We start from the raw sequence: 26014 nt of genomic DNA, 5'->3' as shown, positions 1-26014 counted from the left end.
TGGTCGGAAGGTGAAAGAAAACGGAGCAGAGTATGCTGATATCCGAAGTGATCCGAAAAAAACGCGATGGTAAGGATTTGAGCGACGCCGATATCGTCGCAATGGTCGACGGCATTGCTGGCGGAGGGGCGAGCGATGCTCAAGTTGCGGCCTTTGCAATGGCATCGTGGCTGCAGGGGTTGTCGCCGGACGAGACCGCCGCGCTGACCTTGGCGATGCGCGACAGCGGCGATGTGTTTGACTGGCCAGACATGCCCGGCCCGGTGGTGGATAAGCATTCAACCGGCGGAGTGGGCGACAATGTCAGCCTGATGCTCGCACCGATTTTGGCTGCCTGCGGGGCCTATGTGCCGATGATTTCGGGCCGCGGATTGGGACATACCGGTGGAACGTTGGACAAGATGGACGCGATCCCTGGCTATACCTCGCAACCGGACAATGCACTGTTCGACCGGGTTGTGCGCAATGTAGGCTGTGCCATTATTGGTCAGACAGGGGATCTGGCCCCCGCAGACAAGCGGCTTTATGCGATTCGTGATGTGACGGCGACGGTTGAAAGCATCCCGCTGATCACGGCCTCGATTCTCTCGAAGAAACTGGCGGCGGGACTGGAATCGCTGGTGATGGATGTGAAATTCGGTAACGGCGCGTTCATGTCGAATTTCGAGGATGCGCGAGATCTGGCTGCTTCTATCCAGCGCGTCGCGCAGCTGGCGGGGCTTAAATGTCATGCGCTGCTGACCGATATGAACGAGCCCCTGGCCGACGCGGCGGGCAATGCGGTCGAGACGTTGAATGCCATCGAGTTTCTGACTGGCGCGCGACGCACGTCTCGGTTGGACGAGGTCGTGACCGCGTTATGTGCGCAGATGCTGGTTGCGTCGGGTGCTGAAGCGGACGGAGAGGCGGCGAAAGTACGGGTGCGTGACACGATGGAGAGCGGACGTGCCGCCGAAAAGTTCGGACAGATGGTGGCCGCGCTGGGTGGCCCATCGGATATTGTCGAACGCCCCGAAGCCTATCTGGCCAAAGCGCCGGTGATTACCGAACTGCGTGCGGCTAAAGCTGGATATGTCAGCGCCATCGACACCCGCGAAGTTGGGTTGTGCGTGGTCGAACTGGGCGGGGGGCGCCGTCGTGCCGCAGACAAGATCGACCCAGCGGTGGGCCTGACGCGGTTGGCTCCGTTGGGCGCGAAGCTGGGAAAAGGGGATCCGATTGCGGTGATCCATGCGGCCTCGGACGCGGAGGCCGAAGCGGCGCAGGCGCAGCTTTCAGCGGCCTATCACATCGGTGACGCGCCAACGCCCGGACAGGTGGTGGCCGAGGTCCTGACCTAAGCGACCGCCCGTGCCGCAGGCACGGGCCACCCCCAACCAGCGCGGCCCGACAGGGCGGGCGCTGGGCGGGAGTACTTTGTCACTGAGTTACAGGCCCAGCACGTCCAGCATGCTGTATTCACCGGGCTTTTTATCTTGTCCCCACAGGGCGGCCTTCAACGCCCCGCGTGCGAAAATGGCACGGTCGGTGGCCAGATGGCGCAGCACGATGCGCTCACCGGGGGCGGCAAACATCACGTCATGTTCGCCCACGATGTCGCCGCCACGCACTGCGTGAAAGCCAATGTCGCCGCGTTTACGGGCACCCGTGATGCCGTCACGGCCCCGGTCCGAGACCTCGGACAGATCTACACCGCGCCCTTCTGCGGCGGCTTCACCCAGCATCAACGCGGTGCCCGAGGGCGCATCGACCTTGTGGTGGTGGTGTGCTTCGACGATCTCGATATCGAAATCTTCATCCAGCGCGGCGGCGACCTTTTTGGTCAGCTGTGTCAGCAAGTTCACACCAAGGCTCATATTTCCAGCGCGCACGATGGTGGCGTGACGGCCAGCAAGTGCGATCTTTTCCAGATCTTCGTCGGTCAGGCCGGTGGTGCCGATCACATGCACGGCGCGGGCTTGGGCGGCGATCTCGGCCATGTCCACGGTCGCGGCAGGTGCGGTGAAGTCGATCACTGCCTGCGCCTTGGCCATGGTGTCCAGTGCGTCGTCAGTTACTGTGACGCCCACGGGTTGGCCACCCATGCATTCACCCACATCGCGTCCGACCCAGTCGTTGCCCGGACGTTCCAGCGCGCCCACAAGGCGTGCCTTGTCGTTGGCCAGCACCTCTTTGATCAGCATCTGACCCATACGGCCCGAGGCCCCCATCACCACAATGCCCGGCAAATCGCTCATGTCTGGTCTCCGAATTTCGTTTGAGGGTGTCTAACCCGAGTGCGCCCGCTTGGCAAAGCCCTGTTGCGCCCAAGCGCATCAAGGAATACATGGCGGATATGGCAAAGAACCGTTTTGAAGACCAACGTGGCCCCAACCAGCGCCAGCTGCGCGTGGCTGAACTGATCCGCCGGACCCTGTCCGAAGCCCTGATGCGTGGCGATGTGCACGACCCTGACCTGTCGCGCATGTCCATCACCATCGGCGAAGTGCGTCTGTCCGCAGACCTGTCGATTGCAACCGTCTATGCGCTGCCGCTTGGTGGAAAGGGCGGAGCCGAGGCCGTAAAGGCGCTGGCCCGCAATAAGGGCGAGCTGCGCCGCATTGTCGGCCGCGCGATCAAGATCAAGCACACGCCCGAGCTGCGCTTCATGGTGGACGAGACGTTTGACCAGATGGATCACACCCACCGCCTGTTGCAGCAGGAAGACGTGCAGCGTGATCTGCGCAAATCGGACACCGACGAGGCCGGAGACGACTGATGGGACGCCGCAAGAAGGGGCGCGATATCCACGGCTGGCTGGTCGTGGACAAGCCAGCTGGTATTAGCTCGAACGCTGTTGTGAACAAAGTGCGCTGGGCGATGGACGCCAAGAAGGCGGGCCATGCGGGCACGTTGGACCCTGAAGCGACTGGCGTGTTGGCCGTGGCTTTGGGCGAGGCGACGAAGACCGTCCCCTATATCACCGACGCGCTGAAAGCCTATGAATTCACCGTGCGGTTGGGGCAGGCGACCAACACCGATGACGCCGAGGGTGAGGTAATCTTGGAAAGCGACGCCCGCCCATCGGACGAGGATATTCAGGCTGCTCTGGCGCAGTTCACCGGCGACATCATGCAGGTGCCGCCCAAGTTTTCTGCCGTGAAAATTGATGGCGAACGTGCGTATAAGCTGGCCCGCGATGGCGAAGACGTCGAGATCGCTGCACGCCCGTTGTGGGTCGAGGAGCTGGTGATGATGTCCCGCCCGGATACCGATCACGTCACGCTGGAAATGACCTGTGGCAAGGGCGGATACGTGCGCTCGATCGCCCGCGATCTGGGCGAGGCGCTGGGCTGTCATGGTCACGTGCGCAACCTGCGCCGAATCTGGTCGGGGCCGTTTGATGCGGAAGATGGTGTGACCATCGAGCTGATCGAAGAGCTGGCCAAAACCGGAGAGCTGGACGCCTATCTGCGTCCGCTTGAGGAAGGTCTGCAGGATCTGCCCGAGCTGAAAGCCAGCGCCGAGGGCGCGACGCGTTTGAAGCACGGCAATCCGGGCATGGTTCTGACGTCGGACGTGGAATATGGCGACGAAGCCTGGGCGTCTTACGAGGGCAAGGCGGTTGCCGTGGGCACCTACCGAGCGGGTGAATTGCATCCCAGCCGGGTGTTCAACCAGTAACGCTCCCGCGCCTTTATGACCTGACAGTCAACTGGCTTGGGGGTGGCCGCGCTGACGCGCGGTGGATTTCATGCCTTCGGCGAGGATACTTCTGACAAGAAAATGCGGGCTTGGAGCATCGATCAAAAGTCGATGGCGATGCCTTTCTTTTCCCAGTCACCGAAACGGACCGGTTCGGGCCCATCACGGCCGCCCAGCTCTGTTGGCAGAGATTTCGCCTCGGCTTCCGCTTTCTTGCGACGTTCTTCGGCCTCGGCCAGCGCGCGGATGGCTGCGGGAGGAAGCTCGCGCTTCGGGGTCTCGGGCGCGGCTTCTTTCGATTGGTCGGCCTTGGGGCTATCGTCTGACATGCGGCGCTCCTTGTTTCGGTGTTGGGGATGATATAGGGCGCAAAGCAGCGAAACGCAAAGGACGTGAGATGAGCAACCCGAAAGACGTGCGGCATGTGGTGGTGGACCTTCTGGATGATGTGACCGTTGAAAAGCGGCTGTTGTCCGAGGCATTGCCCAAACGTCTGGCAAAATTGCCTGCCGAGGATCGCGCCCGCGCCCAGCGCCTGGTGATTCAGACTTTGCGGGGCATGGATCGCTGCGACCGTATGCTTGGGCCGTTTCTGCGGCAACGTCCTGCGCCGCGTGTGTTGAACATTCTGCGGCTTGGCGTTTCTGAGATCTGCAATGGCGGGGCCGCGCATGGCGTGGTGAATGCCTGTGTGGAGATCGCGAAAGCGCAGGCGGAAACCGATCATGCACGTGGCTTGGTGAATGCCGTTTTGCGCAAGATCGATCGCGAGAAAGCCAAGTGGGACACGCTGCCCATCCCGCGTTTGCCGAAATGGCTGCGCAAGCCGTTGCTGGCGGATTACGGGAAAGAGGCCGTGGCCGCGATGGAAGCTGCGCAGTTTGCGGGGGCTCCTGTCGATTTGACCGCGAAAGGCGATGCCGCCGCGCTGGCGGAGGCTGTGAAGGGCGAATTGCTGGCCATGGGCTCGGTCCGTTTGTCAGATGCCGGCCAGATCACCAACTTACCGGGCTATGCCGACGGCGATTGGTGGGTTCAGGACGTCGCCGCCACTTTGCCGGCCAAGGCGTTGGCCGCGGAGGCGGGCGAGTCCGTTCTGGATATGTGTGCAGCCCCCGGCGGGAAAACCATGCAGCTTGCCGCCGCTGGCGCGCGGGTCACGGCCTTGGACGTGTCCGAGGGACGGATGAAGCGGGTGGAAGAAAATCTGACGCGTACCAAGCTGGCAGCCGAACTGGTCACGGGCGACGCTCTGGAATTCGAAGGTGGGCCGTTTGATGCGATCCTGCTGGATGCCCCTTGTACCGCCACCGGCACCATTCGTCGTCACCCTGATCTGCCCTATGCCAAGGATGGCGGCGAGTTTCCGGGTCTGTTCGAGCTTCAGGAGTACATGATCGACCGGGCGCTGGGGCTTTTGAAACCCGGCGGACGTCTGGTCTATTGCACCTGTAGCCTGCTGATCGACGAAGGTGAGGAGCAAGTGCGCGATGCTTTGGCCCGTCACGAGGGTTTGACGGTCGATCTGGATGCTGTGCGCCTGCCGGGTGTCGATGCCGACTGGATCGGCCCCGAAGGGCTGCGCCTGTTTCCGCATTACATGGCGGATCAGGGCGGCATGGACGGGTTCTTTATCACCTGTCTGCGCCGGAAATAATCACGCGCCCCAGATTTCGCCATGACAGGCGCAGGCCGTCTTGGTATGCTTTGCCAAAGCCCACACAGAGGGGCGGGTCAAAATGACCACGAGCAAGTTACATGAGGCGAGGCGCGCTGTGGCTCCACAGATCGGTTCTTCCGGGTTAGGCACCCGATTTTCAAATCGTTGGCACGCAAAACGGGCGGCGCGGGCGCGGCCTGCGGCGGGGTTTGTGTCGCAACCGGAACCGCGCACGATCGGATCGTTTGCGCGTGGCAAACAGCTTTTGGCGGGGAATTTCTTGTTCGCCGGGCATCTGGTGAATGCGCCAGACTACATGCTGTGGGATATTTCGCCGCCCAATCCTGCGTTTATCGAAGAAACCCAAGGCTTCGCCTGGCTGGATGATCTGGCCAGCGTTGGTGACACCGAGGCCCGCGAGCGTGCGCAAGAATGGATGTTTGGCTGGATCGATGCCTATGGCGCCGGGCGCGGTGAAGGGTGGACTCCGGATTTGACCGGGCGGCGACTGATCCGCTGGATAAGCCATGCGTTGTTTCTGATGCGGGGCATGTCATCCGAACAAAGCAAGTGGTTTTTCCGATCCCTGGGGCAACAAACCCTGTTTCTAGCCCGCCGTTGGCGCGGCGCGACACCCGGCCTGCCGAGGTTCGAGGCTTTGACGGGGCTGATCTATGCCGGGTTCAGCCTGACCGGTGTTGATGTTCATGTGGAGGCCGCCATTCAGGCCTTGGCGCGGGAATGCACCGACCAGATTGATGATCAGGGTGGTATCCCGACCCGGAACCCCGAAGAGCTGCTTGAGGTCTTCACCCTTCTGAATTGGGCCGCGCTGACCCTGCGCGAAAGTGATCGCGAGCCGGAACCCGCCCATCTGGAGGCCATCAACCGGATCGCGCCGACCTTGCGCGCGCTACGGCATGCCGATGGCGGGCTGGCCCGTTTCCACGGTGGCGGACGCGGGTTGGATGGCCGTTTGGATCACGCGCTGGCGAATTCGGGCGTGCGGGCTGGCGTGAACGAAGGATTGGCGATGGGCTATGCCCGCCTATCTGCCGGACGCACCAGTGTGATCATGGACGGCGCGCCGCCGCCTGTTGGGAATGCCTCGGCCAATGGGCACGCGTCGACCTTGGCGTTTGAGCTGACCTCGGGCCGGCGCCCTGTGATCGTGAACTGCGGATCTGGTGTGCAGTTTGGGCCTGAATGGCACAAAGCGGGTCGCGCCACGCCATCGCATTCCGTGTTGGGTGTGACGGGCATGTCATCTTCGCGGCTGACCGCGCCACAGGTGCTGGACGGGATCGAGCGGACTTTCCTAGTGCAGACCCCAAAGCAGGTGCCACTGGAGCGCGTTGTTGGTGTCGGAACAAACGGCATTGTGGCTGCCCATGATGGATATGTCGCGACCCACGGTTTGACCCATATGCGCAAGTTGGAGCTGAACGTGTCGGGGCGCGAGTTGTCTGGCGAAGACACCTTGGCCGCGGTCACCGACGCCGATCAAAAGGTATTTGACGCTGCACTAGACGATACCTCGCTGCAAGGCGTGCCCTTCACCTTGCGATTCCACCTACACCCCGAGGTTGACGCAACTCTTGATATGGGGGGCACGGCGATTTCCTTGGCGCTGCGCTCTGGCGAGATTTGGGTCTTCCGCTTCGAAGGGGGCGGTGAACTGATGCTGCAAAGCAGCATTTATTTGGAAAAGTCACGTCTGAAGCCCCGAAAAACAAAACAAGTGGTTCTCTCGGGCGTCGCAATGGACTATGCGACACGCATCCGCTGGACGCTGGCCAAGGCGCAAGACACCCCAACGGTTTTGCGTGACCTTGAAACGGGCGACCGGTCGGAGCTGCCAAATTAACAGATTTCAGGCCTTGGGGGGCCAACTGACATGACCGACCTTCATCCCGTGCGCCGCGCGCTGATTTCCGTATCCGACAAGACCGGCCTGATCGAATTGGGCCAGGCGCTGGAAGCCCGCGGGGTCGAGATCCTGTCGACTGGCGGTTCCGCCAAAGCCCTGCGCGACGCTGGCGTCGCCGTGAAAGACGTGGCTGATGTCACCGGTTTTCCCGAAATGATGGACGGCCGCGTAAAGACGCTGCATCCGATGGTGCATGGCGGTCTGCTGGCGCTTCGCGACAACGACGCGCATGTCGCCTCGATGGATGAACACGGGATCGGCGCGATCGATCTGCTGGTGGTGAACCTCTATCCGTTTGAGGAAACCGTCGCCAAGGGTGCTGACTATGACACCTGCATCGAAAACATCGACATCGGTGGCCCGGCCATGATCCGCGCAGCTGCCAAGAACCATGCCTTCGTGAACGTGATCGTGGACGTGCAGGATTATGACACGCTGCTGGCCGAGCTGGATGGCAACGAGGGCCAGACCTCGTACGCATTCCGTCAGCGTCAGGCCCAAATCGCCTATGCCCGCACCGGTGCGTATGACGCGGCTGTGTCGTCGTGGATGGCTGGTGCGCTGGAGCTGGAAGCTCCGCGCCGTCGTGCCTTTGCAGGCGAGCTGAAGCAGACTTTGCGCTATGGCGAGAACAGCCACCAGAAAGCGGCCTTCTATACCGACGGATCGAACCGTCCCGGTGTGGCGACCGCGACCCAGCTGCAGGGCAAGGAACTGTCCTACAACAACATCAACGACACTGACGCTGCCTTTGAACTGGTCGCCGAATTTGATCCCGCTGTCAGTCCCGCCGTTGCCATCATCAAGCACGCCAACCCCTGTGGTGTGGCCCAAGGCGCGACGCTGGTCGAGGCCTATCAGAAGGCGTTTGACTGCGACCGTACCTCGGCATTCGGGGGCATTGTTGCGCTGAACCAGCCGCTGGACGCGGAAACCGCCACCAAGATCGTCGAGATCTTTACCGAGGTCGTGATTGCCCCGGGTGCGTCGGATGAAGCCAAAGAAATCTTCGCAGCTAAGAAGAACCTGCGTCTGCTGCTGACCGATGGTTTGCCTGACACGCGTGCGGCTCTGACTGCTTACAAACAAGTGGGCGGCGGCGTTCTGGTGCAGGATAAAGACGTAGGCTATGTCGGCATGGATGACCTGAAAGTGGTGACCGAGAAAGCGCCGACCGACGCGCAGATGCAAGACCTGCTGTTTGCCTGGAAAGTTGCCAAGCACGTCAAGTCGAACGCCATCGTCTACGTGAAAGACCAAGCCACCGTGGGCGTGGGTGCGGGCCAGATGAGCCGTCTGGACAGTGCCAACGTTGCCGCTTCGAAAGCCGAGCGTATGGCGGCTGAGCTGGGTCTGGATGAAAGCTTGGCCAAGGGGTCTGCCGTGGCTTCGGATGCGTTCTTCCCGTTCCCCGACGGTCTGCTGGAAGCAGCCGCTGCGGGTGGTACTTGCGTGATCCAGCCAGGTGGATCGATGCGCGATCAGGAAGTGATCGACGCGGCCAACGAAGCTGGGCTGGCCATGGTCTTCACTGGCATGCGCCACTTCCGGCACTAAGCCCATGATGCGCGTGATTGGCATATCGGCACTGGTGGCGTTCCTGCTGGATCAGCTGACCAAGTATCATGCGCTATACATCCTTGATTTGGACCACGTTAAGGTGGTCCAGATTTGGCCACCCTATCTGGTCTATCAGATGGGTTGGAACACCGGCATCAACTTCGGCCTCTTTGGCGGTGCAGATCCAAGCGTCACCCGCTGGATCCTGATCGCAGTCGCTGTGATCATTGCCGTCTGGGTTATCTGGTGGGTCGTGAAAGAACAGGTCGGGAAGCTGGGCCAGATCTCGGTCGGGTTGCTTGTCGGCGGCGCGCTGGGCAACGTTGTGGACCGTATCTATTACGGCGCGGTTGTCGACTTTCTGAACACCTCGTGCTGCGGAATCCAGAACCCCTATTCCTTTAATGTCGCGGATATTTTCGTCTTTGCGGGGGCCATCGGCCTGGTTCTTTTCGCCTCGTCCAACAAGACCCCGTGACGCGGCTTTCCAGATGGGCTAATAAACCCATAGATTACCTTGGGGATTGGGCGTGAAATGCGTGTTTCGTCTGTTAAATTTCTGACTATTGGCGCCATCATTATTGGGCTGGCTGCATGTTCCAAAGGCGAACCATCGCTAATGAACCTGCGTGCAACTCAGGATGGCCCGGACGAGTTTGCGATTCTGCCGACGAAACCCCTGCAAGAACCGAAAAACTATACCGATCTGCCAGCACCTACGCCGGGTCAGTCGAACCTGACCGATCCGACACCGCAGGCAGATGCGATTGCAGCACTGGGTGGCAATCTGGGTTCGGGCAAGCTTCGTCGCGGAGAGGGTGCGCTGGTCAGCGCGGCCAGTCGTTATGGCGTGTCGGCGAATATCCGCGAGGTTCTGGCCGCATCAGACCTTGAATGGCGCCGCGACAACAAAGGCCGCGTGCTGGAGCGCCTGTTCAACGTGAACGTCTATTACCGCGCATATGAGGCCATGCATCTGAACCAGCATCTTGAACTGGAACGCCTGCGCCGTCTGGGTATCTGGACCCCGGCTGCCCCGCCCGAGGCGGTGACTGATCGCTAAAGCGTGACAGAATCGGGCCTTCGGGCCCTTTTTCGTTTTCGGGTCGTGCGCGGGGTTAACCTCGATCACATCTGCGTTGCCAAGGCTTGAAGCGGGTGCAGGGGTGGATAATTCTAATCCGACACGGAAGGAGCATTATATGCGTTTCATTCTTGCAGGATTGTTGGCAATCGGGCTGGGTGTACCCGCGGTTGCCAAGGACGATGTCAGCCATTTCACGCTGGATAACGGGCTTGAGGTCGTCGTGATCGAAGATCACCGCGCCCCCGTCGTTGTCCACATGCTGTGGTATCGTGCCGGGGCGGCAGATGAACAGCCCGGCGTGTCTGGCGTCGCCCATTTCCTTGAGCACCTGCTGTTCAAAGAGACCGAGAATTATGAAGCTGGTGCGCTCAGCCGTGTGGTGGCAGAAAACGGAGGGTCGGACAATGCGTTCACTTCGCAGGACTATACGGCCTATTTCCAGCGCGTCGCGGCGGATCGCTTGGGTCTGATGATGGAAATGGAATCGGATCGCGTGCGCAATCTGATTCTGTCCGAAGACGACATCGCCACCGAGCGCGACGTGATTTTGGAGGAACGCGCGCAGCGCACCGACAGTGACCCCAGCGCCCTGTTTCGCGAGCAGCTTCTTGCTGCGGCTCATCTGAACCACCCCTATGGCATCCCGGTCATCGGTTGGCGGCACGAGATGGAGAACCTGTCGCGCGAAGATGCTTTGGCGTTTTATGAAAGATTCTATGCCCCCAACAATGCTGTTTTGGTGGTGGCGGGTGACGTTGCCCCGGACGAGGTGCTGAACCTGGCGAAGACCCATTACGGCCCGCTGGCACCCACGCCCAATCTGGTTAAACGCGCGCGCGTGCAGGACCCCCCACAACTGGCCGAACGCCGTCTGCGCTTTGCAGATCCGCGCGTGGCGCAACCCTATTTGCTACGCCGTTATCAAGCGCCCGAGCGTGACAGTGGCGCGCAGGAAGAGGCCGCCGCGCTGGTCTATCTGGCCGAGATCCTTGGCGGCAATGGCGCGACCTCGGTCCTTGGGCGGGCGTTGCAGTTTGACGAACAGATCGCGGTTTATGCGGGGGCGGGCTATGGCGCGGTGTCGTTGGATGACACCAGCTTCACGCTCGTCGTCATGCCCACTGCGGATGTATCGATGAAAGACGCAGAGGCCGCGCTGGATCGCGAGATCGCCGCGTTTCTTGAGACCGGCATCGACGCGGAGCAATTCGAGCGGGTGAAATTCCAGATCCGTGCGGGCGACATTTATGCGCAGGACAACGTGATGGCGCGCGCCGAACGCTATGGCGAAGCGCTGACCTCGGGCCTGACGATCGAAGATGTGCAGGCGTGGCCCGAGGTGCTGCAGGCGGTGACGCCCGAAGACGTGATGGAGGCCGCGCGGAACCTGTTTGACGACCGCCGGGCCGTAACCGGCTGGCTGGTGCCCGAAGGCGGAGAGGACATGTAATGAAACGAATCGCTCTTGTTCTTGCGGGGCTAATCGCCCTGACCTTTCCCGCCCGCGCCGAAGTCGCCATTCAGGAAGTGACCTCGGAAAACGGTCACGTCGCATGGCTGGTTCATGAGCCGGCCCTTCCGTTCACCGCGCTTGAAATCCGTTTTCAGGGCGGCACTGTGCTGGATCGTCCGGGCAAACGCGGGGCCGTGAACCTGATGGCGGGCCTTCTGGAAGAGGGCGCTGGCGAAATGGACGCGCAGGGCTTTGCCGAAGCGCGCGAGGCACTGGCGGCCTCGTTCGGGTTTGAAGGCGGGGAAGACAGCATTGGGATCTCGGCGCAGTTTCTGACGGAAAACCGCGATCAGGCCGTGGCCCTGCTGCACGAAGCCCTGACCGCACCTTCGTTTAACGAAACAGCGCTGGAACGCGTGCGGGGTCAGGTTCTGTCGCATCTGGCGTCCCGCGCCACGGAACCGCGCTCGCTTGCCGCAGATGCGTTTGACGCTGCGGCCTATGGTGATCACCCCTATGGCAGCTACGATGGCGGTACGGTCGACAGCGTTACTGCGCTAACCCGCGAGGATATTGTGAACGCCTATCGCGACACCATGGCGCTGGACCGGGTCTATGTGGCTGCTGTCGGGGACATCACCGCCGACGAGCTGGGCCCGCTGATGGATCAGCTGTTCGAGGGCTTGCCTCTGACGGGTGCCAATATGCCAGAGCGGGTCGAATTTGGTCTGCCCGGAGGCACCACCGTCGTGCCCTTCGATACGCCGCAATCTGTCGCTCTGTTTGGCCATGATGGCATCAAACGCGAAGACCCAGATTTCTTCGCAGCCTATCTGGTGAACACGATTATGGGCGGGCCAAGTTCGCTGTCGCGCCTGATGAATCAGGTCCGGAACCAGCGCGGGCTGACCTATGGAATCGGGTCCTATCTGATCCCGGCGGATTGGACCGAAAGCGTGGTTGGGCAGTTCTCAAGCCAGAACGCGGTAATGGGTCAGGCCATCGACGTGGTGCGCGAGGAATGGGTGAAGATCGCCAATGAAGGTATCACGCAGGAAGAGTTGACCGCCGCGCAGACCTATCTGACGGGGTCCTATCCGCTGCGCTTTGACGGCAATGCCAACATCGCCAACATCATGGCGTCGATGCAACTGATTGGGTTGCCAATCGACTATATTGCGACCCGGAATGATCAGATCATGGCGGTCACGTTAGAGCACGCAAACCGTGTCGCATCCGAGCTGTATCAGCCCGATGCGCTGCACTTTGTGGTGGTCGGTCAGCCCGAAGGCGTCGTGTCGAATTAAGCCCATTTGCGGAATGGTCGAATCGGACGCAGATATGCTAGTTCTTGTGGTATGCCCGAAGATAGCCCCCATATAAGCCCGGATCAGCTGGTCCGCCGCCCCGTTATCCGCCAGTTGGATGATGCTGCAATCAACCGGATTGCGGCGGGTGAAGTGGTTGAACGCCCGGCCTCGGCCGTGAAGGAATTGGTCGAGAACGCCATTGATGCAGGCGCCACAAGGATCGAGGTCGCCTATGCTGATGGTGGCAAGACGCTGATCCGTGTGAGTGATGATGGCTGCGGCATCGCGCCCGACGATCTGGCGCTGGCCATGTCGCGCCATGCGACCTCGAAGATCGACGGATCGGACCTGTTGGACATCCACACCTTTGGTTTCCGGGGCGAGGCGCTGCCCTCGCTCGGTGCCGTTGGCCGCTTGACCATCACCTCGCGCGCGCAAGGCTTTGACGCCGCAATGATCCGCGTGGCGGGTGGACAGATGGACCCGGTGAAACCCGCGGCCCTGTCTGGCGGCACCGTGGTCGAACTACGCGACCTTTTCTATGCCACGCCCGCGCGTCTGAAATTCCTGCGCACCGACCGGGCCGAGGCGCAGGCGATCAGCGACGTGGTCAAACGCCTCGCGATGGCCGAACCGCAAATCGGCTTCACTCTGCGCGATGTGTCCGGTGGCGGCGAAGGTCGCGTGACCTTCCGCGCAGATCCGGAAACCGGCGACATGTTCGATGCGCTCTCGGGCCGATTGGCGACGATCCTTGGACGAGATTTCGCGGAAAACGCCATCCCGATTGATGCCGAACGTGAAGGGCTCCGACTGACGGGCTTTGCCGCGCTGCCGACCTATTCACGTGGGGCTGTCGTGGCGCAGTTCCTGTTCGTGAATGGCCGCCCGGTGAAAGACAAGCTGCTGACCGGCGCGTTGCGGGCGGCGTATTTCGATTTCCTGTCCCGCGACCGCCACCCGGCTGCGGCGCTGTTTGTCAGCTGCGATCCGCATCTGGTCGACGTGAACGTCCACCCTGCGAAATCCGAGGTCCGCTTTCGCGAACCCGGAGTGGCGCGTGGGTTGATCGTGTCGGGGCTGCGGCACGCGCTGGCGAATGCGGGCCACCGCGCGTCGACGACTGTGGCAGGCGCGACTCTGGGTGCGATGCGGCCCGAGCCGACCGAGCCCCGCGTCTATCAGATGGACCGCCCCAGCCTTGGCGCGATGCGCTCGTCCTATCAGGCGCAGATGCCCGTGCAGGAAGCACCCGGTTTCGCCGAAATGTCCGCGCCCTCGGCCCGGTTCGATCCGGTGGTCGAGCCCGAACAGGAAGCCCCGCAAGAGGCGCTTCCTTTGGGTGCCGCCCGTGCACAGGTGCATGAAAACTACATCATCGCTCAAACCGAAACCGGCATGGTCATCGTCGATCAACACGCCGCCCATGAACGGTTGGTCTATGAAAAACTGAAACGCCAGATGGCGGAAAATGGAGTCGCCCGTCAGGCGTTGCTGATCCCCGAGATCGTGGAATTGTCAGCGGGCGATGTGGCCCGTTTGCTTGAAGTTGCAGACAACCTCGCCACTATGGGGCTGGTCATCGAGCCCTTCGGCGGAGACGCCGTCGCCGTGCGCGAAACCCCCGCCATTCTGGGCGAGATCAACGCGACTGCGATGATCAAAGACGTGCTGGACGAATTGGCCGATCTGGGCGACAGCAACATGGTGCAGGCCAAGATCGAGGCCGTCCTGTCCCGCGTCGCCTGCCACGGCTCGATCCGGTCTGGCCGCTGGATGCGCCCCGAAGAAATGAATGCCCTGCTGCGCGAGATGGAGGCCACGCCCCATTCCGGCCAATGCAACCACGGGCGCCCCACTTATGTCGAGCTGAAGCTCGCAGATATCGAAAGGCTGTTTGGACGCACATGATCCAGATCGGTGACATGACCTATGACCTCTCGGATCCGCTGGTGCTGTTGACGCTGGGCGGCATCGCGCTTGCGGTTCTGATGTTTATCCTGCTGGTGGTGGTCCTGCGCCGCGCTGGCCGTTCGACCCGCGTGGCCGAGGATTTGGCGCTTCAAATGGGCGGTCTGGGGCAGGCGGTGCAGGTGTTGGGTGCCGGACAGGATCAATTGTCGGGCGGGCTGCGGACCGTGTCTGACGCGCAGGCCAGTGGGCAGGCGCAGGTGCTGCAAGCGATGGAGACCCGCTTGGCCCATGTGCAGCAGCAGATGAATGACCGCCTGCACGACAACGCGATGAAATCTGCCCGCGCCATGTCCGAGCTTCAAGACCGGATGAAGGAAAGCCTTCAGGGCAACACGGTGAAGACCACCGAAAGCCTGACGCAGCTGCAGGAACGGCTTAAGGTGATCGACAAGGCGCAGGACAATATCACCCGGCTGTCTGGCGACGTTCTGAGCCTTCAGGATATTCTGTCGAACAAGCAAACCCGCGGGGCGTTTGGAGAAATCCAGCTGACCGATATCGTGTCAAAGGCGTTGCCGAAAGATAGCTATGACCTGCAGGCGACGTTGTCGAACGGCAAACGCGCGGACTGTCTGATCCACCTGCCGAACCCGCCCGGCCCCATCGTGATCGACTCGAAATTCCCGCTGGAAGCTTACGAGGCGCTGCGCCGGGCGGAAACGCAGGAGGCGCTGGCGCTGGCCGCCCGCGCGATGAAAACCGCCGTGCGCGCCCACATCAAAGCGATTTCCGAGAAATACATCATCGAGGGCGAAACCGCCGACGGCGCGCTGATGTTTCTGCCGTCCGAAGCCGTCTATGCCGAACTGCACGCCAACTTCTCGGAGGTGGTCCGCGAAGGGTTCGAGGCCCGCGTCTGGATCGTCTCGCCCACCACCTGCATGGCGACCCTGAACACCATGCGCGCGATCCTGAAAGACGCGCGGATGCGTGAACAGGCCGGCGCGATCCGCAAGGAACTGCACCTTCTGTCCGCCGATGTGGGGCGCTTGGGAGACCGCGTGGCGAACCTCGACCGGCATTTCCACCAAGCTTCCAAGGACATCTCGGAGATCAAGATTTCGGCCGAGAAAGCAGGCAACCGCGCGAAACGGTTGGACAATTTCGATTTCGAAGAGGTCACGGAAGAGGATCAGACCGTGGTGCCGATTGGGAAGGGGTAACTCCCCAACCTTGACGGATCATTAAACAGATGCTGGTCTAATCCCAACGGATAGGACACGGACCGCATGACTGACCGCCCCTCTTTTGACGCCTACAAACCCGCCGAGATTGCCGAATTGATCGAAACTGCGGGCGTGGCGAAGGCCCATTTGCCGTGGAAACAGATGTTGGTTCTGGCGATGCTGGCCGGGGCGTTTATCGGGTTCGGGGCAGCGGCTTATTCGATGGTCATGACCGGGGTGGACGCCAGTTATGGTCCCGCGCGGTTCTTGGGCGGGGTGGTGTTTTGCCTTGGGCTGATCCTTGTGATCGTCGGCGGGGCCGAGCTGTTTACCGGCAATGCATTGATGATCATGGCAACGGTGGACGGCAAGATTTCGGTGCATGAGTTGCTGCGGAACTGGGGCGTTGTCTATGTCGGAAACCTGATCGGAGCCGTGGGGTTGGCGGTCGCGTTCGGCCTGTCGGGGCTGCTGGATGCGCCGATGGGGGCGACGGCGGTCAAATTGGCCGAGGCGAAGGCGAACCTGCCGTTTTTAGAAGGCGTCATGCGCGGCGCGTTGTGCAATGCGCTGGTTTGTCTGGCGGTCTGGCTGACCTTCGCGGCCCGGACAGCGGCGGGTAAAATCCTTGCGATCATCTGGCCGATTTCAGGCTTCGTACTTCTGGGGCTCGAGCACTCGGTCGCCAACATGTACTTCTTTCCGCAAGGCTGGGCGGCAGGGGGCGAGGTGAATGTCAGCGGCGCCCTGACCAACATGATCAGCGTCACGATCGGCAACATTCTGGGCGGCGGCGCGGGGGTCGCGTTGGCCTATCAGTTTGCATTCCACGGGCCAAAAGCGGGCTAGTTGTCTTTCGCCTCTAGCGGATTCGCGCAAAGGTATCTGCGACCGTCCGGCAGCCTGCACAAACTTTCGTAGAACTCGGTATCAAGCGTGCCATAGCGCGGGATCTGATGCTCGGCGTCTTGGCGGTCCAGATATTCGCTGCAGGCTTCGATATAGTAGCGATCCTTGCGCGCGTCTGATGCGTACCACTGGTAAAACGCATAGGACACGGCCAGTTCTTCGTCCTGCGTGGACAACAGGGTCTCTTCAAAGGCAGCGGCAATGTCCGTATGCGAGGCCCAGTTGGACAGCGCGGTCCATGCGGCGTCCTGGCCCTGTTCTTTCATGTGCCACGCGATCAGCAGCGACACCGCGCTGGCGTCCGCCTCGAGCGCGAAGGTCGCCCGCGCATATTCCTTCATGGATAGGCTGTTGGTCGGGCACATGGCATGGGTGAACTGCCAAAGGTGGCGCAATTCGTGCAGCAGAATTCCGCTCTTCAGATCCTGGGAAGCCGCTTCGCTGATGACGATCTTGTTCTGCTCGACGTCCAGATAGCCAAGCGCGGTGTTCATCTGATCCGAAAAGCACAGCTCGGTCCCTTCGGTTTGGAGGGTCTCTTGCAGGAACGGTAGGTCCTCTGCGATCGGACGCACGTTGTCCAGCAGCTCTGACAGCGCTTGCTGGTCATCCGTCTGGGGCGCCGGATGGTGCAGGCTGATGCAGATTTCCCCCGCAGATGCGATTCCGGACCCGAGCAGACAGGCCAGTGTGAATGTGGCAAGACGCAGCATGGACAGAATGGTGTCCGCTATCGGCGCCCTTGTCCAGTGTTGTGCGGATTGGCCTATCCCTCGCGGGTTTCGTTCAGTTCCATATGCCCGTCTGACTTGCTGAACACGCGGCGGAGCATCGGTTCGAAAAACTCGAGCGGCTTTGTGGGATAATCCGGATCGAACGAGCTCTGGTCGTACTCGTGGCAGAACTTCACGCAGGCGTCGTAGTGTGGGCTGTCTTTGTATTTTTCGCGGGCGTGGCGGTCTCCGCCAAGGTGGTGGTTGTAGTAGTAGCCTTGAAAAACACAGTGGTGTTTCAGGATCCAGTGGGTGCACTCGCTGACATAGGGTTTCACGATGGCGGCGGCCAGTTCGCCGTGGTTGAATGGCGAAAGCGTATCGCCCAGATCGTGCAGAAGGGCGGCGATGACAAGGTCATCGGGTTCGCCTGCTTCATGGGCGCGCGTGGCCGATTGCAACGAGTGCTGATAGCGGTTGATCGGATAGGGGGTGTCTTCCTCGTCCAGCTCTTTCAAAGCGACGAGAAGCCGGTCGGCGACGGCGTTTGCATAGGCCTCGTCATAGTCCATGACGGCAAGGAAATCTTCCTTGGTGGCGGTCTCGAAACTTGTCCATTTCGGCTTTGGTTTGTCCAGCATGGCGGCCTCCCTTTTTGGGAAGCCTAACACGGCTTCTCCGCCATGCTGGTTCGTTTGCGACGTCGCGATCAGGCGCTGTGATCGACCACCGCGACGTGTTGGGCCAGTTCTTTGACGTGGCCCATCCAAGTTTCGATCAGCTCGGGATCGGCAGTCGCGGCCGAGACACCCGCCGGGGCTTTGCCGTCCAGCACCATGTCGATGGCTAGCGATACAGGGGTCGAGACCAGACGTGCCATCGCAGTGCCGCGGTCGTCGCCCCACGCGTCCATCACATAGGTCTTGTGATAGGCATCTGCGCCGTCGTTCTCGGCCTTCAGCTCTACACACATGATCACGCGGTCGGGTTCGCCGTCGTCATACGAGTTTTCGTCCCAGAACTGGTCCGACATTTCTTTTAGTCGTGCGTCACCGGTGTCACCTTCCAGCGTTTCAACCTCGGCAAACACGTCGCTCCACGCGTCCGCCCAGCCATTCAGACGCAGGGTGCCGCGCACGAACAGGTCGACATCCCATGCGGGGTCGAACTTGTAATCTTCCATGAAGGGGATCGAGTCGCGGTTCGGGTAGACCTCGAAGGTTTCCGCCTCGGGCAGGGGCGCGGTGTAGGCGCTGATCGCATCCCACGGGCGGGCCACGTCGAATGGCGCGCCGTCCTTGATGGATTTCGAGGGCGAGCGGAGCGCTTTCAACACGCCCAGCGGCGACCAGCTGAATTTATAGCGGAACGGGTTCGCGATCTTCGGAACACCGCCGCAATAGCTGCGGAAACTCAGTTTGTTACTCACATCGTAGGCATCGGAGGCGCGGTAATCCGCAACCAGCCAATGGGCCATCAGGTGGTCGATGCCGGGGTCCAGCCCGATCTCGTTCACGCAGGCCAGTCCGGCCTCTTTGAACTCTGCGTCCAGCGCCTTCATCTCGGGGGCGATATAGCTGGACGACACGAAATGCGCTTTATTTTCAAGGCACAGCTTGGCGACGGGGACGTGCAGGTCGCCGGGCAGCATCGACACGGCGATGTCACCGGGCTTCAGCGCGTCGGCCAGAGCCTCCAGCGAAAATGCACGGATGTCTTTGGTCAGGTCGCCTACGGCTTCCTGAGCTTTCTCGACGGTCCGGTTCCAGACGGTAACCTCGCGCCCGTTTTCGATCAGGCGACGCAGGCCGGGGATGGCCGACAGGCCGGTGCCACACCAGTGGATAGTCATAACAGGGCTCCTTTTCAGCCGAATTTCAGTTTCGCGACGATGATTGATCCCACCAAAGCGATCGCGATTGCGTTGGCGACGACCATGGGCCACGCGGCCAGCATGATGCCGTAGACAAGCCAGAGCGTGACCGACAGCAGAACCAGAAGGTTGGTCGGCAGCGACAGGTCTTTGGTCTGCCGCGTACGCCATGTGCGGATGGTTTGGGGCATCCAACAAATCGTGCTGACGATGCCTGCAAGTGTGCCGATCAGCGTCTCCATCAGATGTCCTTCATATGGGTGCGGAAGGTGTCTTCCGCGCGGCCCCAGACGCCTGATGTCAGGTCGGTCAGGGTCGCGAGCGAGGCCAGAAGTTGCCCCGCATAGTCGATTGAACTTTCCAAGGGCAGCATCGAAGGTAGGTTGTCGATGGCCATGACATCCAACACGGGATCATCCGCCACGCGCAGGGCGGGTGCCTCCCAGCTGGTTGCTTTGTTGTAGACCGGCACCGGGTTGTAATCGCTGTCGGGGTCGCAGGCGACGTCGCCAATGGCGGTCAGCTTGCGGTCTGCGTCTACGGCGTCTTTCGGCACGAATACTGGCGTTTGCGGGCCTGCTAGAATGCAGTTGATGAACAGGTCGTGGTCCAGAATTTCCGGGAACGGGCCACCATGGGCGGTCTCGGCCATGTCCCATTTGGTGACGGTGACGCCCATCGCCTCCATCAGGTCCGAGGCGCCCGTGCCGACGCGGCCAAGCGCGCCGATGACGATGGCGTTGGGGCGGGCGGTGCCGGTGGCGTCCAGTTCCGCGCGCAGCTCGTCCATCATGGCGTCTTTGTTTTTATAGGCGCCGACCGGACCACAGAGCTTGCCGTGTTGTTGCGCGGCCCACGCTTTCAGCGTCACGGCTGCCCCTGCAAACCCGGCCCAGTAGCCAAAGGCAGCGACTCGACGGCCGGTCTCGTCCACCAGATATTCAAGGTCATAGAGCGTCCCTCCGCCTGCCTTGAACCGTTCCAAGAGTGCGCGGCCCGAGTGCTGGCCCTTGAAGGCGTGACCAAACATGATGTGGCGGTGGGGCAGGGGGGTGCCGTCTTCGGGAAGTTCTTTCAGGCCGAAGATGATCGCGTCCAGCGGCGCGTCTGGCCAGCTGTTCTCGGCCGCGATTTCGCACCCAGCATCCTTGTAGCCATCAATGCCGATGGCGCGGACGCTGCTTTCCTCGACCGTCACGCGGATGCCCGCTTTGATCAGTTCAGCGGCACCCTCGGGCGTCAGCCCAACCCGGTCTTCGTTTTCGCGCTGCTCAGCGCGGACCCACAGATGTGTCATGGGGTGAACTCCTTAGAAATGCGCCCTTAGAAATGTGTCTGCGCGTGGTGGCGGTCTTTGTGTTCCAGATGCGGAACCGCGTTGAACTGTGTCAGCGTCAGCCCGGCAGGCATCAGCCGCATCCGGTGGATCGAGCTGTTCATGATCGGCAGGATCGCGCGGGTGAACGGGCCAAGATCCAGCCCCATCACCACCCGCGTGGCCATGCCGATAAACCCGCCCGAGGTGAAGATGATCGCGTCTTCGCCGCCTTCGGCGATCTCGTGAATCACTTCGGACACGCGGGTTTGGAAGTCGTGGAACGTTTCCGGCGCACCTTCGATCTTGCCTTCCTGCCACGCGGCGAAGGTCAGCGGCAGGTGGTCGATGAAATCGCCATGACCAGTTGGGTGCGGAATGCCGAACTGGGCGTGCATCCGCTCGGACAGGTCGAAATAGCGGACCTCGTCCAAACGAGCGTCGGCGGTGAAATCCTCGGCACCCCATTCTTGCGCGGTTTGCTGGTGGCGCGTCAGCGTGCCCGTGTAAACGCGGGCATATCGCTGCCCCGTGTCGCGCATATGATCGCCCAACCACCGCGCCTGCTGGCGGCCAAGATCGGAAAGCCGGTCATAGCCCGCTTCGTCCGTGGCGGTGTTGTTCGCTTGTCCGTGCCGGATCAGGGTGATGGTGGTCATTGGCGACTCCTTTCCGCCCATTGCTAGAGAATTGGATCCAATTCGAAAAGGGGGGCTGGCGCAAAAACGATGCCTTGCGTCGGGAATGGCGAACTGACGACGGGGATAGCATGGTTTATACTGTTGCTCGGAATACGGAGGTACGGATGAGCGACGGTATCAAATTCACCCTTGATGGGCGCGAAGTTATTGCGCGTGATGGCGAAAGCATCTGGGATGTGGCCAAGCGTGAAGGCACGCTGATTCCGCACCTGTGCCACAAGGATGTGCCCAACCTGCGCGCCGACGGCAACTGTCGCGCCTGCGTGGTCGAGATCGAGGGCGAGCGCACGCTGGCCGCCTCGTGCATCCGCGAACCTGCCGAGGGCATGGTGGTCACCACCGACAACGCCCGCGCCAAATCCGCCCGTAAAATGGTGATCGAGCTTCTGGTCTCTGACCAGCCGGAAGAACGCCATGACGCGGCTGCGCATTTCTGGGATATGGTCGATCTGAACGGGATCGAGCAAAGCCGCTTCCCGAAGATGGACGAGGGCCGCGTGCCGCTGTTGGATGACAGCCACGTCGCGATGAGCGTCAATCTGGATGCCTGTATTTCCTGCAACCTCTGCGTCCGCGCGTGCCGCGAAGTGCAAGTGAACGACGTAATCGGCATGGCTGGTCGCGGCCACGATGCGTTCCCGACTTTCGACATCGCCGACCCGATGGGGGCGTCGACCTGTGTGGCCTGTGGCGAGTGCGTTCAAGCCTGCCCGACCGGTGCGCTGATGCCTGCGAAGGTGCAGGACACCTCGGATTACGACAAAGAGGTCGAAAGCATCTGCCCCTTCTGTGGTGTTGGCTGTCAGGTCAGCCTGAAGGTGAAGGGCGACAAGGTTGTCTATGCCGAGGGCATCAACGGCCCCGCAAACGAAGGCCGCCTGTGCGTTAAAGGCCGCTTTGGCTTTGACTACATTAACCACCCGCATCGCCTGACCAAACCGCTGATCCGCAAGGAAGGCGCTGAAAAGGGCATGAACGTGGACCCGGCCAACCCGCTGACCCACTTCCGCGAAGCGACATGGGATGAAGCGCTGGACGTTGCCGCCAAAGGCTTGACGCGCCTGCGCGACGAACATGGTGGCGAAGCTGTGGCCGGTTTCGGCTCGGCCAAATGCACCAACGAAGAAGCGTACCTGTTCCAGAAGTTCATCCGTCAGGGCTTTACCCACAACAACGTCGACCACTGCACCCGCCTGTGCCACGCCTCGTCTGTGTCGGCGCTGTTGGAGAACGTCGGCTCGGGCGCTGTGACTGCGACCTTCAACGAGATCGAAAACGCCGATGTGGCGATCGTCATCGGCTCGAACCCGATCGAAAACCACCCGGTTGCCGCGACCTATTTCAAGCAGTTCACCCAGCGCGGTGGCAAGCTGATCGTCATGGACCCACGCGGCGTGGGCATGGGCCGTTTCGCAACGCACCGTCTGCAGTTCAAACCCGGCGCGGACGTGTCGATGCTGAACGCGATCATGCATGTGATCGCCGAGGAAGGCCTGCAAGACGACGCCTATATCGCCGAGCACACCGAAAACTGGGAGGCGATGCGCGAGCATCTGAAAGCCTTCACGCCGGAAGCCATGGCCCCGATCTGCGGTATCGACGCGGACGAACTGCGCGCCGCTGCCCGTACCTTTGCCAACGGCAAGAACGGCATGATCTTCTGGGGCATGGGCGTCAGCCAACACGTGCATGGCACCGACAACTCGCGCTGCCTAATCGCGCTGGCGCTGATGACCGGCAATGTGGGCCGCCCCGGCACGGGTCTGCACCCGCTGCGTGGTCAGAACAACGTGCAAGGTGCGTCGGACGCGGGCCTGATCCCGATGTTCTACCCGGACTATAAATCGGTGAAGGACGAGGGTGTTCAGGCGCTGTATCGTGACGTTTGGGGCGTGGACGAGCTGAACCCGAACCCCGGCCTGACCGTGGTCGAAATCATGGACGCCGTCTATGATCGCAAGATCAAGGGCATGTATATTCTGGGTGAAAACCCGGCCATGTCCGACCCGGATGTGAACCACGTCCGCGAAGCGCTGCGCCGGATGGAGTTCCTCGTGTCTCAGGACATCTTCCTGACCGAAACCGCGGGCTATGCCGATGTGGTTCTGCCTGCTGCGGCACTGGCTGAAAAGACCGGCACAACCTCGAACACCAACCGTCAGGTGCAGATGTGTCGCCCGGCTGTTCCTGCGCCTGGTGAGGCAATGGAAGACTGGCAGATCACGACCGAGCTGGCCAAGCGTATGGGCATGGGGTGGACCTATGATCACCCCAGCCAAGTCTATGCCGAGATGGAACTGGTGATGCCGTCGCTGGCCAACATCAGCTGGGATCGTCTGGAAAACCAGAACGCCGTGACCTATCCGTCGCTGTCGCCCGAGGACCCCGGTCAAGCCGTTGTATTTGGGGATAAATTCCCGCGCGAAGGTGGCCGTGCACGCTTTGCACCTGCCTCGATCATTCCGCCCGCCGAGACCCCGGATGACGAATACCCGATGGTTCTGACCACTGGCCGTCAGCTGGAGCACTGGCACACTGGCTCAATGACCCGTCGCTCCACCGTGTTGGACGCAATCGAGCCCGAGGCGAACTGTTCGATGAACCCGAAAACCCTGCGCGAGATGGGCGTTGAGCCGGGCGACATGATCCGCCTGACCACCCGCCGCGGCACCATCGACGTGATGGCGCGGGCGGACTATGCGGTGGCCGAAAACATGGTCTTCCTGCCCTTCGCTTATGTGGAAGCGGCGGCAAACTTGCTGACCAACCCGGCGCTGGATCCCTATGGCAAAATCGCCGAGATGAAGTTCTGCGCGGTGAAAGTTGAAACTATCGAGGCGATGGCAGCGGAGTAACTTCCTAAACCGTTGTCCTGTGTTTGGGCGACCGCCTAGGTCGCTTTTATGATAGAAATATCTGGTCAGTAGTTTTGGCTGGTCTTGTAATCGCAAGCGGAGGAATGCGGATGCAAGACCGGCCAACTGACACACCCATGAGCCGGGAGTGGAATTACCATCCCGACCTTCCACTTGCTGACACCTCCGTCTTTCGATGGCCGCCAAATCCTCGATATCTTGTGGATTGGTTCGGACGCAACTGGCTGACGCTAAGCGAGCGTGTGATGATGGTCATTCTGGCGGGCTTGCTTTGGTTATTCGCCTATCCGTCGCTTGAGGTAACCAAGCACTTTGCGCATGCGTGGGTTATGCAGGTTTGGGCAGTGAACCTGCTGCTGTTGATTGTGATCGCTGGCGGCTTGCACTGGTACTTCTACATGCGGCGTGGACAAGGCAAGAAGCTGAAGTTTGATCGCCGGGACATGGCCACGGGAAATCGGCTTTGGAGCTTTTCGGATCAGGTGCATGACAACATGTTCTGGTCGCTCACAAGCGGAGTGACACAGCTGTCGGCCTTTCAAGCGCTCACAATGTGGTTGATGGCGAATGAGTACATCCCGACGCTTACTTTCGCCGAACATCCGATCTGGTTTGTTCTAGGGCTGATACTCTTGCCGATCTGGTCAGCTTTCCACTTCTATTGGGTGCATCGACTTCTGCATGCGCCAATTTTGTATAAGCACGTGCATTCATTGCATCATCGGAACGTGAATGTCGGTCCTTGGTCTGGGTTCTCGATGCATCCAGCAGAGCACTTGCTCTATCTGACATCCTTGTTGATTCATTGGGTCGTTCCGACGCACCCGATCCATCTATATTTTCATGTGATCTATCTTGGGCCGGGGGCCGCGATGACTCACACAGGGTACGAAGACCTGCTGATCAAGGACAAACGTCGACTGGCGCTTGGTACGTTTTATCACCAGCTGCACCACCGTTACTATGAATGTAACTACGGCAACCAGGAAATGCCTTGGGATCGTTGGTTCGGGACTTTCCACGATGGAAGCGACGAGGCGACGAAAGAGACGCGGCAGCGAAAGAAGGTGATGTATCAGAAATCGAGCGGGTAAGCCGCCGCCAGATTAACCCCAGCGCACATCGCCCAAGAAGATGTAACCTGCCCCATAGATCGTCTTGATTAGACGCGGGTTCTTGGGATCCTCGCGCAGTTTGGTGCGCAGGCGCGAGATGCGGACATCCATCGCGCGGTCAAAGCTTTCACCGGCCACGCCTCCTAGTGTTTCCTGCATTTGTGCACGTGAAATCAAACGCTTAGGGGCATCAAGGAATAGGCGCAATACTTCGCCCTCGGCATGCGAAAACGCGGTTTCGGTGCCGTCTTCGTCTTCCAGAACATAGCGGTCGAAATGGGCGGTCCAGCCATTGAAATGCGCCGTGTTCGACGCCGTGTTGCCGGGCTTCTGATCCCGCAGACGGGCGCGAACGCGGGCGACGACCTCGGCTGGTTCGAACGGTTTGACGATATAGTCATCGGCCCCCAGTTCCAGCCCGGTCACGCGGTCCTGCACCAAGGTGCGGCCCGAGATGATGATGATCGACGCCCCACTTTCCAGCGCCAGACGGTGCACCAAGGTCAGTCCGTCGCGGTCCGGCAGCCCAAGATCCACAAGGCAGACATCCGGCGACATGGTGTTCAGCGCGGCCTCGAACTCGGTCGCGCGGGCGAAAGCGGCGGTGCGAAACCCTGCCTCTTCCAATGCGTGAGACAGCATGCGGCGGATTTCTGGTTCGTCATCCAGGATGGCGATCATGTGTTGG

The 26014-nt window shown here is 60.9% G+C and carries 24 protein-coding genes; 15 read left to right on the top strand and 9 right to left on the bottom strand.

Annotated features, from left to right (window positions below):
* The first annotated feature begins 32 nt into the window (after positions 1-32).
* Positions 33-1340, top strand: coding sequence for a thymidine phosphorylase (gene deoA, locus G0Q00_RS11920; RefSeq protein ID WP_163039588.1), 1308 nt, complete (start codon positions 33-35; stop codon positions 1338-1340).
* Between the two features lie 87 nt (positions 1341-1427).
* Here the strand turns inward: deoA and dapB are convergent, their stop codons facing one another.
* Complete coding sequence (gene dapB / locus G0Q00_RS11915) at positions 1428-2237, bottom strand: 4-hydroxy-tetrahydrodipicolinate reductase (RefSeq protein ID WP_163039586.1); 810 nt, start codon at positions 2235-2237, stop codon at positions 1428-1430.
* A 98-nt stretch (positions 2238-2335) separates the two neighbouring features.
* Between dapB and rbfA the strand changes: the two genes are divergently transcribed.
* Entirely contained in the window at positions 2336-2758 is a 423-nt protein-coding gene (gene rbfA, locus G0Q00_RS11910; RefSeq protein WP_163039584.1) for a 30S ribosome-binding factor RbfA, read from the top strand.
* Positions 2758-3663, top strand: a complete 906-nt coding sequence (gene truB, locus G0Q00_RS11905; protein ID WP_163039582.1) for a tRNA pseudouridine(55) synthase TruB — start codon at positions 2758-2760, stop codon at positions 3661-3663. Before rbfA ends, truB begins: the two co-directional genes overlap by 1 nt.
* Before the next feature lie 122 nt (positions 3664-3785).
* Here the strand turns inward: truB and G0Q00_RS11900 are convergent, their stop codons facing one another.
* Positions 3786-4013: a DUF1674 domain-containing protein gene (locus G0Q00_RS11900; RefSeq protein WP_163039580.1), complete on the bottom strand. Its 228-nt coding sequence runs from the start codon at positions 4011-4013 to the stop codon at positions 3786-3788.
* 68 nt (positions 4014-4081) lie between these two features.
* Here G0Q00_RS11900 and G0Q00_RS11895 point away from each other — a divergent pair, with 68 nt between their 5' ends.
* From G0Q00_RS11895 to G0Q00_RS11850, 10 genes are all read left to right on the top strand, one after another.
* A complete protein-coding gene (locus G0Q00_RS11895; RefSeq protein WP_163039578.1) occupies positions 4082-5341 on the top strand; it encodes an RsmB/NOP family class I SAM-dependent RNA methyltransferase in 1260 nt (419 codons plus the stop codon).
* Positions 5342-5423: 82 nt separating this feature from the next.
* Positions 5424-7211, top strand: a complete 1788-nt coding sequence (locus G0Q00_RS11890) for a heparinase II/III family protein (RefSeq protein ID WP_163039576.1) — start codon at positions 5424-5426, stop codon at positions 7209-7211.
* 30 nt (positions 7212-7241) lie between these two features.
* Positions 7242-8831 (top strand): bifunctional phosphoribosylaminoimidazolecarboxamide formyltransferase/IMP cyclohydrolase, encoded by a 1590-nt coding sequence (gene purH / locus G0Q00_RS11885; protein WP_163039574.1) that lies wholly within the window; start codon positions 7242-7244, stop codon positions 8829-8831.
* Positions 8832-8835: 4 nt separating this feature from the next.
* On the top strand, positions 8836-9312 hold the full coding sequence (lspA, locus tag G0Q00_RS11880; RefSeq protein ID WP_370458566.1) for a signal peptidase II: 477 nt from the start codon (positions 8836-8838) through the stop codon (positions 9310-9312).
* 57 nt (positions 9313-9369) lie between these two features.
* Positions 9370-9897: a DUF3035 domain-containing protein gene (locus G0Q00_RS11875; protein WP_163039573.1), complete on the top strand. Its 528-nt coding sequence runs from the start codon at positions 9370-9372 to the stop codon at positions 9895-9897.
* Positions 9898-10036: 139 nt separating this feature from the next.
* Positions 10037-11371 carry a pitrilysin family protein gene (locus G0Q00_RS11870; protein WP_163039571.1) on the top strand — a complete coding sequence of 445 codons (1335 nt, stop codon included), beginning with the start codon at positions 10037-10039 and terminating at the stop codon, positions 11369-11371.
* Positions 11371-12681 carry a pitrilysin family protein gene (locus tag G0Q00_RS11865; protein WP_163039569.1) on the top strand — a complete coding sequence of 437 codons (1311 nt, stop codon included), beginning with the start codon at positions 11371-11373 and terminating at the stop codon, positions 12679-12681. The genes G0Q00_RS11870 and G0Q00_RS11865 overlap by 1 nt, the downstream gene beginning before the upstream one ends.
* A gap of 51 nt (positions 12682-12732) precedes the next feature.
* Positions 12733-14595, top strand: coding sequence for a DNA mismatch repair endonuclease MutL (gene mutL, locus G0Q00_RS11860; RefSeq protein ID WP_163039567.1), 1863 nt, complete (start codon positions 12733-12735; stop codon positions 14593-14595).
* Positions 14592-15821: a DNA recombination protein RmuC gene (locus G0Q00_RS11855; protein ID WP_163039565.1), complete on the top strand. Its 1230-nt coding sequence runs from the start codon at positions 14592-14594 to the stop codon at positions 15819-15821. Before mutL ends, G0Q00_RS11855 begins: the two co-directional genes overlap by 4 nt.
* 66 nt (positions 15822-15887) lie before the next feature.
* The gene (locus G0Q00_RS11850; RefSeq protein WP_163039563.1) at positions 15888-16673 is read left to right on the top strand and encodes a formate/nitrite transporter family protein; all 786 of its coding nucleotides are present in this window, start codon (positions 15888-15890) and stop codon (positions 16671-16673) included.
* On the opposite strand, the gene G0Q00_RS11845 is transcribed toward G0Q00_RS11850, so the two are convergent.
* The 6 genes from G0Q00_RS11845 to G0Q00_RS11820 form a co-directional block, all read right to left on the bottom strand.
* The gene (locus tag G0Q00_RS11845) at positions 16670-17446 is read right to left on the bottom strand and encodes a DUF6782 family putative metallopeptidase (protein WP_163039561.1); all 777 of its coding nucleotides are present in this window, start codon (positions 17444-17446) and stop codon (positions 16670-16672) included. The genes G0Q00_RS11850 and G0Q00_RS11845 overlap by 4 nt on opposite strands.
* A gap of 53 nt (positions 17447-17499) precedes the next feature.
* On the bottom strand, positions 17500-18087 hold the full coding sequence (locus G0Q00_RS11840; protein WP_163039559.1) for an HD domain-containing protein: 588 nt from the start codon (positions 18085-18087) through the stop codon (positions 17500-17502).
* 68 nt (positions 18088-18155) lie between these two features.
* Complete coding sequence (locus tag G0Q00_RS11835) at positions 18156-19298, bottom strand: saccharopine dehydrogenase family protein (protein WP_163039557.1); 1143 nt, start codon at positions 19296-19298, stop codon at positions 18156-18158.
* Between the two features lie 14 nt (positions 19299-19312).
* On the bottom strand, positions 19313-19561 hold the full coding sequence (locus G0Q00_RS11830; RefSeq protein ID WP_163039555.1) for a SemiSWEET family sugar transporter: 249 nt from the start codon (positions 19559-19561) through the stop codon (positions 19313-19315).
* Positions 19561-20616, bottom strand: a complete 1056-nt coding sequence (locus tag G0Q00_RS11825; protein ID WP_163039553.1) for a saccharopine dehydrogenase — start codon at positions 20614-20616, stop codon at positions 19561-19563. The genes G0Q00_RS11830 and G0Q00_RS11825 overlap by 1 nt, the downstream gene beginning before the upstream one ends.
* A 26-nt stretch (positions 20617-20642) precedes the next feature.
* Positions 20643-21293 (bottom strand): histidine phosphatase family protein, encoded by a 651-nt coding sequence (locus tag G0Q00_RS11820; protein WP_163039551.1) that lies wholly within the window; start codon positions 21291-21293, stop codon positions 20643-20645.
* Positions 21294-21439: 146 nt separating this feature from the next.
* On the opposite strand from G0Q00_RS11820, the gene fdhF reads away from it, so the two are divergent.
* The gene (gene fdhF, locus G0Q00_RS11815) at positions 21440-24190 is read left to right on the top strand and encodes a formate dehydrogenase subunit alpha (RefSeq protein WP_163039549.1); all 2751 of its coding nucleotides are present in this window, start codon (positions 21440-21442) and stop codon (positions 24188-24190) included.
* 137 nt (positions 24191-24327) lie between these two features.
* Positions 24328-25305 carry a sterol desaturase family protein gene (locus tag G0Q00_RS11810; RefSeq protein WP_239058426.1) on the top strand — a complete coding sequence of 326 codons (978 nt, stop codon included), beginning with the start codon at positions 24328-24330 and terminating at the stop codon, positions 25303-25305.
* A gap of 12 nt (positions 25306-25317) precedes the next feature.
* Here the strand turns inward: G0Q00_RS11810 and G0Q00_RS11805 are convergent, their stop codons facing one another.
* Positions 25318-26007 carry a response regulator transcription factor gene (locus tag G0Q00_RS11805; protein WP_203565001.1) on the bottom strand — a complete coding sequence of 230 codons (690 nt, stop codon included), beginning with the start codon at positions 26005-26007 and terminating at the stop codon, positions 25318-25320.
* Positions 26008-26014 lie beyond the last annotated feature (7 nt).

Source organism: Aliiroseovarius sp. PrR006 (assembly GCF_010500215.1).
GTDB lineage: Bacteria > Pseudomonadota > Alphaproteobacteria > Rhodobacterales > Rhodobacteraceae > Aliiroseovarius.
Note: the sequence above shows the minus strand (reverse complement) of the source record. Positions and strands in the feature narration are given on the sequence as shown.

What these genes read in the sequence shown, in the direction of transcription:
- G0Q00_RS11850 (WP_163039563.1), top strand. Translation starts at nt 15,888, where the DNA reads ATGACTGACCGCCCCTCTTTTGACGCCTACAAACCCGCCGAGATTGCC.
- G0Q00_RS11900 (WP_163039580.1), bottom strand. Translation starts at nt 4,013, where the DNA reads ATGTCAGACGATAGCCCCAAGGCCGACCAATCGAAAGAAGCCGCGCCC.
- lspA (WP_370458566.1), top strand. Translation starts at nt 8,836, where the DNA reads ATGATGCGCGTGATTGGCATATCGGCACTGGTGGCGTTCCTGCTGGAT.
- mutL (WP_163039567.1), top strand. Translation starts at nt 12,733, where the DNA reads ATGCCCGAAGATAGCCCCCATATAAGCCCGGATCAGCTGGTCCGCCGC.
- G0Q00_RS11865 (WP_163039569.1), top strand. Translation starts at nt 11,371, where the DNA reads ATGAAACGAATCGCTCTTGTTCTTGCGGGGCTAATCGCCCTGACCTTT.
- G0Q00_RS11835 (WP_163039557.1), bottom strand. Translation starts at nt 19,298, where the DNA reads ATGACTATCCACTGGTGTGGCACCGGCCTGTCGGCCATCCCCGGCCTG.
- G0Q00_RS11810 (WP_239058426.1), top strand. Translation starts at nt 24,328, where the DNA reads ATGAGCCGGGAGTGGAATTACCATCCCGACCTTCCACTTGCTGACACC.
- rbfA (WP_163039584.1), top strand. Translation starts at nt 2,336, where the DNA reads ATGGCAAAGAACCGTTTTGAAGACCAACGTGGCCCCAACCAGCGCCAG.
- G0Q00_RS11870 (WP_163039571.1), top strand. Translation starts at nt 10,037, where the DNA reads ATGCGTTTCATTCTTGCAGGATTGTTGGCAATCGGGCTGGGTGTACCC.
- G0Q00_RS11805 (WP_203565001.1), bottom strand. Translation starts at nt 26,007, where the DNA reads ATGATCGCCATCCTGGATGACGAACCAGAAATCCGCCGCATGCTGTCT.
- G0Q00_RS11820 (WP_163039551.1), bottom strand. Translation starts at nt 21,293, where the DNA reads ATGACCACCATCACCCTGATCCGGCACGGACAAGCGAACAACACCGCC.
- deoA (WP_163039588.1), top strand. Translation starts at nt 33, where the DNA reads ATGCTGATATCCGAAGTGATCCGAAAAAAACGCGATGGTAAGGATTTG.
- dapB (WP_163039586.1), bottom strand. Translation starts at nt 2,237, where the DNA reads ATGAGCGATTTGCCGGGCATTGTGGTGATGGGGGCCTCGGGCCGTATG.
- G0Q00_RS11825 (WP_163039553.1), bottom strand. Translation starts at nt 20,616, where the DNA reads ATGACACATCTGTGGGTCCGCGCTGAGCAGCGCGAAAACGAAGACCGG.
- G0Q00_RS11890 (WP_163039576.1), top strand. Translation starts at nt 5,424, where the DNA reads ATGACCACGAGCAAGTTACATGAGGCGAGGCGCGCTGTGGCTCCACAG.
- truB (WP_163039582.1), top strand. Translation starts at nt 2,758, where the DNA reads ATGGGACGCCGCAAGAAGGGGCGCGATATCCACGGCTGGCTGGTCGTG.
- G0Q00_RS11895 (WP_163039578.1), top strand. Translation starts at nt 4,082, where the DNA reads ATGAGCAACCCGAAAGACGTGCGGCATGTGGTGGTGGACCTTCTGGAT.
- G0Q00_RS11855 (WP_163039565.1), top strand. Translation starts at nt 14,592, where the DNA reads ATGATCCAGATCGGTGACATGACCTATGACCTCTCGGATCCGCTGGTG.
- G0Q00_RS11875 (WP_163039573.1), top strand. Translation starts at nt 9,370, where the DNA reads ATGCGTGTTTCGTCTGTTAAATTTCTGACTATTGGCGCCATCATTATT.
- G0Q00_RS11830 (WP_163039555.1), bottom strand. Translation starts at nt 19,561, where the DNA reads ATGGAGACGCTGATCGGCACACTTGCAGGCATCGTCAGCACGATTTGT.
- G0Q00_RS11840 (WP_163039559.1), bottom strand. Translation starts at nt 18,087, where the DNA reads ATGCTGGACAAACCAAAGCCGAAATGGACAAGTTTCGAGACCGCCACC.
- purH (WP_163039574.1), top strand. Translation starts at nt 7,242, where the DNA reads ATGACCGACCTTCATCCCGTGCGCCGCGCGCTGATTTCCGTATCCGAC.
- fdhF (WP_163039549.1), top strand. Translation starts at nt 21,440, where the DNA reads ATGAGCGACGGTATCAAATTCACCCTTGATGGGCGCGAAGTTATTGCG.
- G0Q00_RS11845 (WP_163039561.1), bottom strand. Translation starts at nt 17,446, where the DNA reads ATGCTGCGTCTTGCCACATTCACACTGGCCTGTCTGCTCGGGTCCGGA.